Below are 7,052 nucleotides of genomic sequence, written 5' to 3'. Positions count from 1 at the left end.
GGGGATGATCGGCCGATTGCGCCGGTAGATGGCGGCGACGCGGGTTTCCACGTTGGGCATGTGCTTGCCCAGGAAGGCGAGGTTCTGGCCCACCAGCGGGCCGCCATAGAAGGCTTTCACCGCCACCAGCTGCACCAGCCCTCCGGCAAACTCCAGCACCTGCAGGGCGCCGGGATGCTCGATCAAACGGCGTACGTGGTCGGTCACCACCTGTTCCGGGCTGATCAAGACGTCGATGGGAATGGCTTCGTGGGCAAACAGGCCCTTGCGGGTGAGGTAAGCCGTGGAGCGTACTCGCGCGATCTTGGTGGGGGTGCGAAACAGCGTGTGGGCCACCTGACAGGCAATCATGTTGATCTCGTCGGTGTTGGTCACCGCGATCAGCATGTCGGCGTCTTCGCAGCCCGCCTGGCGCAGCACGATGGGGTAGGAGCCCGCGCCGGTGACCGTGCGGATATCCAGCTTGGTGTGCAGTTCGCGTAGCTTGGCGCCGTCGGTGTCGACGACGGTAATGTCGTTTTCCTCGCGGGCAAGGTGCTCCGCCAGGGTGCCGCCGACCTGGCCGGCGCCGAGAATGATGATTTTCATCGCTAAGCATCGGTTCCGTTATGAGCGCCAGCGTTTTATCAGCACGCGGTGTGCGCTGCAACAAAGACGGCGGCCAGTGTAAACCAGCCGCCGTCGAAAAGCAGGTGACGATTACTCCAGCGTGAAGCCGACCTTGATCGTGACCTGCCAGTGGGCAACACGCCCATCTTCTATGTGACCCCGCGTATCGGTCACTTCCAGCCAACGCATGTTGTGCACGCTTTCGGACGCTTTGGCCAATGCGTTCTGAACGGCTTCCTCAATACCTTTTTCGGAAGAGCCGGTAAGTTCGATGTGCTTGTAGGTGTGATGACTCATGTGTTCTCCATCCTTGTCATGAATTCACTGCCTAATGCCCCTGAGGCCAGGCGCTTGCGCTTGCCTTAGGCAGTCTGCTTCTCCAGTCTGGCATAAAAAAAGCCATCGTGACTGTTTTGTGCGGGAAACAGTTGCCTGCCCGGCCCGCTGGGCTCGCCCCAGGCCACATCGTTCGGCGTGGTGGCCCGGGCGTCGGGGGTGCGGGCCAGGAAGGCCTCGATCTGGCCGCTGTTCTCTTCCGGCAGCACCGAGCAGGTGGCGTAGAGCAGCGTACCGCCGGGGCGGAGCAGCGGCCACAGGTTGTCGAGCAGGCGCTGCTGCAGGCTGGCCAGCTGACGAATGTCCTCTTTGCGGCGCAGGGCCTTGATGTCCGGATGGCGGCGAATCACGCCCGTGCCGGAGCAGGGGGCATCCAGCAAAATGGCATCGAACGGCGTCCCGCTCCACCAGTCGCGGGTGGTCGCATCGGCATGTTTCAGCTCTGCAGCGAGCCCCAGCCGAGCGAGGGTGTCATCGACACGGGCCAGGCGCTGATTGTCGCTGTCCAGCGCTGTCAGGGCGATATCGAACTGCTCCAGCAAATGGGCCGTCTTGCCGCCCGGGGCGCAGCAGGCATCCAGCACATGGGCGCCGGGCCTGGGCGCCAGGGCCGGACCCAGCAGAGCCGCCGACAGCTGGGCGGCTTCGTCCTGCACGCTGACGTGCCCCTGGGCAAAGCCGGGCAGTATGGTCACGTCGCAGGGGGTGTGCAGCGTAATGCCGTCCGGGGCGTGCAGGCACAGCTCGCCGCCCAACCCCTGCTCGGTGAGTCGCGTGAGGTAGGCTTCACGGTCGTTGTGACGCTGGTTGACGCGCAGCGTCATCGGGCCGGGCTCGTTGTTGGCCTGGGCGATGGCCCGCCACTGATCGGGCCAGGCGCTACGCAGCTTACCCAGCAGCCACTGGGGGTGCTCCAGGGCGACGCTTTCATCACGGTCCACTTCGGCCTGCAGCGCGTCGGCTTCGCGCTGCAGGCGTCGCAGGCAGCCATTGAGCACTCGTGTTGCCCACTCCTTGTCCAGCAGACGGGCGGCGCCGGCGGTTTCGCCCACGGCGGCGTGGGCCGGGGTACGCATGTAGAGCAGTTGATAAATACCGATCAGGAGCAGGGCCTGAACGTCGGCGTCGCGCTTCTTGAACGGCTGTTTCAGCAGGCGTTGGGCCAGCGCCTGAAGGCGCGGCAAGCGACGGCAGGTGCCATAGCACAGCTCCTTGAGCAGCGCACGGTCCCTGGCTACTACGCTGTGCTCGTCCAGCCCCGCCAGGGAGCCCTTGTCGGTGAGGATCGGCACCAGGCTTCTGGCCGCCACCGCGCGCACGTCCAGGCCGCTGCCGCCTTTGGTGGGTCGCTCGCTCATGGGTGCGCTCCTTGCGAGGCTGGCTGTGAAGGCTGTCCAAGGCGAACACCCTCGCTCAAGGGCGTTTGGCGGGCATTCAAAAGATCACGCACTGCCATGGCTTTGCCGCCGGGCAGCTGGGCACGGCTAACGCACAGCACTTCCTGGCCCTGGGCACCGCAGGCAATGCGCAGGTGTTCGTCGCCATGTGCCAACAGCGTACCGGGGGGCGATTGCGGCTGCTCACCTTGCTCGACGCTGGCCATGAGTAGGCGCAGGCGGTCGTTACCTAGCGTGCACCAAGCCACCGGCCACGGGTTGAAGGCGCGGATTTTGCGCGCCAGCTGCTCGGCGGGCTGGCTAAAGTCTAGCTCGGCCTCGGCTTTGCTGAGCTTGGCGGCGTAGGTCACGCCCTCGTCCGGCTGAGGCGTTGCCTCTAGGCTGCCGTTGTCGAGGTTGTCCAGCACGTGGATCAGCGCGTTGGCCCCTTGAATGGCCAGGCGGTCGTGGAGGTCGCCACCGGTGGTGCGGGAGGTAATTGGGGTACGCACTTCGTGCAGCATGGCGCCGGTATCCAGACCCGCATCCATCTGCATGATGGTGACGCCCGAGGCGCTGTCGCCCGCTTCAATGGCACGCTGAATCGGCGCCGCACCCCGCCAGCGGGGAAGCAGCGAGGCGTGTACGTTGATGCAGCCCAGGCGCGGCGTATCCAGCACCGCCTGGGGCAGCAGGAGACCATAGGCGACCACGACCATCACATCGGCGTTCAGTGCCGCCAGCTCGGCCTGGGCCTCGGCGTCTTTCAGGCTGACGGGTTGATACACCGGCAGCGCCTGGGCTTGAGCCAGCTGTTTGACCGGGCTGGGCGTGAGCTTGCGGCCACGTCCAGCGGGGCGGTCGGGCTGGGTGTAGACCGCCACCACTTCGTGTTCGCTGTCGAGAACGGCAGCAAGGCTGGAGGCGGCGAAGTCTGGCGTGCCAGCAAAAACAACGCGTAACGGTGACATGGTGGAGAGCCCTTGAGTGAAAAGAGAAAGTGCTGCCGATGAAACGCAGGAGGGCCGAGAGGCAGCGTTGTCGTCACAGGTAAGCTTGTGGGGCAACGTTGTCAGCTCGGCCCAGGGCCAGATGACGCAACCGGGGTCAGGCGTCGTTCATCTGCTTGTAGCGTTTCTGCATTTTTTTCATGACCCGGTCGCGCTTGAGCGGGGACAGATAATCCACGAACAGCACGCCTTCCAGGTGATCGTACTCATGCTGAATGCAGTGGGCCAGCAAGCCGTCGGCTTCCAGCTCGTAGGGCTCGCCGTGGCGGTCCAGCGCCGTCAGCTTGACCTTCAGGTAGCGCGGTACTTCGGCGTAATACTCGGGAATCGACAGGCAGCCTTCCGACAGCGGCTCACGCTCTTCGCCGATAGGCTCATAGCGGGGGTTGATCATCACCAGCGGCTGGGAGTTGTCGTCGCTGACGTCCATGACCACCACCCGGCGGTGCACGTCGATTTGCGTGGCGGCCAGGCCGATGCCACGGGCGTCGTACATGGTCTCCAGCATGTCATCCACGAGCTGGCGGACCTCGTCGTCCACGGTTTCCACCGCGACCGCCTTGGTGCGCAGGCGCTCGTCAGGAAATACGAGAATAGGAAGTTTGGCCATGGCGTTACCGTCACCGTTTATGCAGAGTCTTGAAGATGAGCAGGCGCCGCGCTGTGTCGGCGGGCCTAAGTGCTTTATATTGACCACTATATCATGCCATAAGCGTTCCTGGGCACGCGCCGCGCCGTGGCGCCCCCGCAACTGCTTCAAACAATCACCAGGGGATAACGAGGGGAGAACGGATGGTGGCTAGGATGGTAGCTGGAAAGCCGTTTTATCACAGCGTGTTGGGAGTGCTGCTGACCTGGCTGGCGCTGAGCCCGGCGGCGCAGGCCTGGGAGCGGCTGCGCAGCGATGCACCCGAGCGCTACGAAGTGGTCGCCGGGGATACGCTATGGGATATCTCCGCACGCTACCTGCGCTCCCCTTGGCAGTGGCCCGCGCTGTGGCAAGCCAACCCGCAGATTCGCAACCCGCATCTCATCTACCCAGGCGACGTACTGGTACTGGGCGATTGCCAGGGCCAGCCGTGCCTGACGCTGGAGCGTGGCCAAAGCGTGGTTCGGCTATCGCCGCAAATGCGCAGCATTCCCGAGCGGGAAGCGATCACGCCCATTCCCATGGACGTGGTGCGCTCTTTTTTGCGCGATCACCGGGTGGTCGAGCCGGGTGAGGACATTCAGGAGTTGGCCTATGTGGTGGGTGGCGACAACCAGCGGCTGATCAGCGGTGCCGGGGATACGCTCTATGTGCGTGGCGAGCTGCCCGCCCGCCAGCGGCTGGGGATCTATCGCCCCGGCGAGCCTTACCTGGCAGCAGACGGCACTCTGCTGGGCGACGAGTTGATCAGTATCGGCGAAGCGCAGCGCATCAGCAGTGAAGGCGATATTTCACGTGTCGAAGTGCTGAGTGCCAATCAGGAAGTGCGCAACAACGACATCCTGCTGCCGCTGGAAGATATTCCGGTCAGCGAGGCCTTTACTCCCAGGGCGCCGCTGAACCAGGTGGCTGGGCGGATCGTGGCCGTGCCCGGCGGCGTTCGTTTCATTGGCCGACTGCAGGTCGTGGCGCTGGATCTAGGCACCCAGGATGGCCTGCAGCCCGGCCATGTCTTGCGTGTCGATCAGCAGGGCGAAGTGGTCAACGACCCGCGCACCCAGGAGCTGATTCAGTTGCCCGCCACCGAAGCGGGACTTGTGATGATCTTCAAACCCTACAGTCACATGAGCTATGCGCTGGTCATGCAGGCTTCCAATGTGTTGGCCGTGGGTGACGTGGTGAGAACTCCCCAGCACTAGTTTTCGTACTCAGCCTGGTTTTCGTACATAACCTGGTTTTTGTACATAGCCTGGCAAGCCGCAGGTGTACTCGAACGATGAAAAGGAGGTGGCGATGGACGCCAGGGAGTGGCTGGTAATCAATGCATTGCCCGGCATGGGCGCAGCCCGTATTGCACAGCTGGTGGCCCGCTCACCCCAGTGGCCACAGGGCTGGCTGGCGGCGCTGCCCAGTGCGGCGGCCAATGCCCTCAGATTATGGCTGGCGCAGCCTCAGCGCAGCCCGCTTCAGCAGGTGGTGGAAGAGACCGAGGCGTGGCTGGGCAAGGCGCCCCATCGTCATCTGCTGCACCGCGACCACCCGGCCTGGCCTTCCTTGCTGAACCAATTGCCGGACCCGCCCGTGGTGCTGTGGGCACAAGGGGATTTGCAGGCGCTGGAGGGCCCGGGTCTGGCCATGGTGGGTACCCGGAAACCGACCGCCGAAGGCAGTGGCCATGCCCAGGCGTTTGCCCGTGAGCTGGCCAGCCGTGGCTGGTGCATCGTCAGCGGTATGGCGCTGGGCGTCGATGGCGTTGCCCAGCGCGCCGCGCTGGCCGCCGGAGGGCACTCGATCGCCGTGCTGGGGTGTGGAGTGGACGTCATTTATCCGGCGCGCCACCGCGAGCTGCACGAGCAGCTGAGCACCCAGCCCGGCGGGCTGCTGCTTTCCGAACACCCGCCGGGCACCGTGGCGCGTCCGGCCTTTTTTCCACGCCGCAACCGCATCGTCACGGGGCTTTCGTTGGGAACCCTGGTGGTCGAAGCCACCGAGAAAAGCGGCTCGCTGGTGAGTGCCCGGCTGGCGCTGGAGCAGGGGCGAGAGCTGTTTGCCCTGCCGGGGTCGCTACATAATGTACAAGCCCGTGGTTGCCTGCAGCTGTTGCGCAATGGCGCGACGCTGGTGCGCCACGTGGAGGACATTCTGGCCGAGCTTCAGCATTGGGCACCGCATTATTGGCCGATGCTGACGCCCTCGGAGGCAGCCCCTGCGGAGAAGGCCTCGCCTGCGGCCCCCGCGCCGATGTCGCCAACGCCCTCTGCCCAGACAGACTCTGCCCAGACAGAGCCGCCTGACCGCCTGCTGCACGCGCTGGGGCCTTCCCCCACGCCCATCGACTGGCTGGTGCAGAGCACGGGGCTGTCGGTCAGTGAGTGTCAGCAGCGACTATTGATGCTGGAGCTGGAAGGGCAGGTGGCCCAGCGTGCGGGTGGCTGGGTTCGGCTGACGGCAGCATGGTAAGATGGCGCTTTCTCGATCTGATGGTTCGATAGCCAGTAGGAGCGTCCATGAAAACGGCGGTTGACGTGAAAGCAGCGGTGCAGGCGCTACGGGAAGGGGGAGTGATTGCCTGCCCTACCGAAGCCGTTTGGGGGTTGAGCTGTGACCCGGACAATGACGAGGCGCTGGCGCACCTGATGCGCATGAAAGAGCGTGACCCGGCCAAGGGCGTCATTCTGGTGGCGGCCAGTATTCAACAGTTCCAGCCCTGGCTGAGCCAGCTACCCCTGGCGCTGCATGCGCCGCTGGCCGCCAGTTGGCCTGGCCCCAATACGTGGCTGGTGCCCGATAATGGCCGTAGCCATGGCCTCGTGCGCGGCGCTCACCAGAGCGTGGCCCTGCGCGTGACCGACCACCCGCTGATGAAAGCGCTCTGTGAAGCCTTTGGCGGGCCGCTCGTCTCCACTTCCGCTAACCGTGCAGGCGATCCGCCCGCTATGAGCGCGGAAGAAGTCGCCACGATCTTTGGCGATGACGTAGCCGCTATCGTGGCGGGCGAATTGGGCGGCAATGCCAAACCCAGCACCATCCGCGATTTAGTGACCGGCAAAGTGATGCGTGACTAGCCGCTCG

At 64.6% G+C, this 7,052-nt stretch carries 8 protein-coding genes; 3 read left to right on the top strand and 5 right to left on the bottom strand.

The annotated features are described in order from the left end of the window. From trkA to def, 5 genes are all read right to left on the bottom strand, one after another. The coding region (gene trkA / locus IE061_RS03350; protein WP_193460976.1) for a Trk system potassium transporter TrkA at nucleotides 1-588 on the bottom strand (588 nt) is incomplete at its 3' end. A 111-nt stretch (nucleotides 589-699) separates the two neighbouring features. Further along, nucleotides 700-906 (bottom strand): dodecin, encoded by a 207-nt coding sequence (locus IE061_RS03345; protein ID WP_016914940.1) that lies wholly within the window; start codon nucleotides 904-906, stop codon nucleotides 700-702. A gap of 65 nt (nucleotides 907-971) precedes the next feature. Then, complete coding sequence (gene rsmB / locus IE061_RS03340) at nucleotides 972-2,303, bottom strand: 16S rRNA (cytosine(967)-C(5))-methyltransferase RsmB (protein ID WP_193460975.1); 1,332 nt, start codon at nucleotides 2,301-2,303, stop codon at nucleotides 972-974. Beyond that, entirely contained in the window at nucleotides 2,300-3,292 is a 993-nt protein-coding gene (gene fmt, locus IE061_RS03335) for a methionyl-tRNA formyltransferase (RefSeq protein ID WP_096922142.1), read from the bottom strand. The genes rsmB and fmt overlap by 4 nt, the downstream gene beginning before the upstream one ends. A 136-nt stretch (nucleotides 3,293-3,428) precedes the next feature. Further along, nucleotides 3,429-3,941 carry a peptide deformylase gene (def, locus tag IE061_RS03330; protein WP_016914937.1) on the bottom strand — a complete coding sequence of 171 codons (513 nt, stop codon included), beginning with the start codon at nucleotides 3,939-3,941 and terminating at the stop codon, nucleotides 3,429-3,431. 194 nt (nucleotides 3,942-4,135) lie between these two features. On the opposite strand from def, the gene IE061_RS03325 reads away from it, so the two are divergent. From IE061_RS03325 to IE061_RS03315, 3 genes are all read left to right on the top strand, one after another. Then, on the top strand, nucleotides 4,136-5,179 hold the full coding sequence (locus IE061_RS03325) for a LysM peptidoglycan-binding domain-containing protein (RefSeq protein WP_193460974.1): 1,044 nt from the start codon (nucleotides 4,136-4,138) through the stop codon (nucleotides 5,177-5,179). 94 nt (nucleotides 5,180-5,273) lie between these two features. Continuing rightward, a complete protein-coding gene (gene dprA / locus IE061_RS03320) occupies nucleotides 5,274-6,440 on the top strand; it encodes a DNA-processing protein DprA (protein WP_193460973.1) in 1,167 nt (388 codons plus the stop codon). A gap of 47 nt (nucleotides 6,441-6,487) precedes the next feature. Continuing rightward, the gene (locus IE061_RS03315; RefSeq protein WP_193460972.1) at nucleotides 6,488-7,045 is read left to right on the top strand and encodes an L-threonylcarbamoyladenylate synthase; all 558 of its coding nucleotides are present in this window, start codon (nucleotides 6,488-6,490) and stop codon (nucleotides 7,043-7,045) included. Nucleotides 7,046-7,052 lie beyond the last annotated feature (7 nt).

It is taken from the genome of Vreelandella hamiltonii (genome assembly GCF_014651795.1).
Lineage (GTDB): Bacteria > Pseudomonadota > Gammaproteobacteria > Pseudomonadales > Halomonadaceae > Vreelandella > Vreelandella hamiltonii.
Note: the sequence above shows the minus strand (reverse complement) of the source record. Positions and strands in the feature narration are given on the sequence as shown.